The organism is Acidimicrobiia bacterium, assembly GCA_012959995.1.
GTDB lineage: Bacteria > Actinomycetota > Acidimicrobiia > Acidimicrobiales > MedAcidi-G1 > MedAcidi-G2B.
On sequence record DUCC01000031.1, the window covers coordinates 2,118 to 3,347 of the forward strand.

A 1,230-nucleotide genomic window follows, 5' to 3' on the forward strand; every position below is an offset into this window, starting at 1 on the left:
GGCCAACGCACACAACCGTTCCACTGTGTAAGTCAACTCTTGGGCAGCTCGGCCCGGGCGCCAAAAGCCAATAATGCTGGCCACCGCTCGATACCACCACATTTGGTCTTGCGGGCCGGCCGAAAAACGTGCCCAAAACTCTGGCCCCTCCGCTTGGGCATCAACCACCGAACTCAAAGCGTTGTGGCGTTTATCGGCCAAAGCCACACACAATGCGGCATCGCTAGCAAACTCAAGGTCTTCGAGGTACTGCTGTTTACGCAGTAGCCACGGTGGTTTATTACCGGGGCCTTCCGCATCGCTGCACTCCTCGACAATCTCTCGCACCACGGAGCCAAAAGCTGCTTCAAGTTCATCAGCCGTTACCTCGGTGTCTTCTAACACGTCGTGCAACAACGCAGCAATGGCGATGTCTTCAACCTGGTCTTGAAGTTCTGGGTCGGCCGCTGCGTCTTCGATAGCCAGCCCAGCCACCGTTAACAAATGATTCAAATACGGGATAGTCGTGCCCTTGCGGGTGTGGCCCTCATGGTGAAGCCGCGCAAACTCCACCGCCTCTGAAAACCTTTTAGTCAACATCATTAAAGGCAACCCTCCAATTCTTTTTCGTAGTTCAAGCCCCTTGGAATTATTTTCGCCATCTGTGCGCACTCAGTAATGGTGCGTACATGCAAAGCCGTGAGCTCTTGTTCGGTCATGCCGCTGGTGTAACCACCCGCCAACACAAAGGCCAAAGGCACCTGGTTCTCCTTGGCCCACGCTGCAACCAAATGCTCACGCTCTGCTAAGGCATCGGCAGAAATAGCCGGTGCTGGGTCGACCCCGGCGTTATAAAGCACCAGGCCCGCATCGGTTGGTAAGTCAACCAACATGGCCGCTACCGCCTCCACATATTCCTGGTCGGTTACCTCCCACGGCAACAAAACCAACTGGTTGCCCAAAGTGGGGGCATAGCCGTCGTATCGAGCCGTAGACAGGTCAAAATGACGCACTCGTTGGTCCCCGGCAATAAATCTTTGGGTACCGCCGCCGCAATGAGCATCAAGATCAAGCACCACCACCGGGCCCTCCACCAACGTTTTGGCGTGTTCAATAGCCACCGCCAATCCATTAATGGTGCAAAACCCGGCACCGGTATTAGCCCGCGCATGATGCAAACCAGAAGACAACGACCCTGCTACGCCCTCGGCCAAAGCAGCCTCCACGGCTAGCAACACACCGGCCGTGGAG

2 protein-coding genes are annotated in these 1,230 nt (G+C 55.9%); both read right to left on the minus strand.

What is annotated here, in order from left to right; genetic code table 11:
- Positions 1–582, minus strand: a 582-nt coding sequence (locus EYQ49_08490; GenBank protein HIG25911.1) for a bifunctional (p)ppGpp synthetase/guanosine-3',5'-bis(diphosphate) 3'-pyrophosphohydrolase, incomplete at its 3' end; no start/stop codon positions are given.
- The gene (locus tag EYQ49_08495; protein HIG25912.1) at positions 582–1,217 is read right to left on the minus strand and encodes a hypothetical protein; all 636 of its coding nucleotides are present in this window, start codon (positions 1,215–1,217) and stop codon (positions 582–584) included. The genes EYQ49_08490 and EYQ49_08495, both read right to left, overlap by 1 nt.
- Positions 1,218–1,230: the final 13 nt, after the last annotated feature.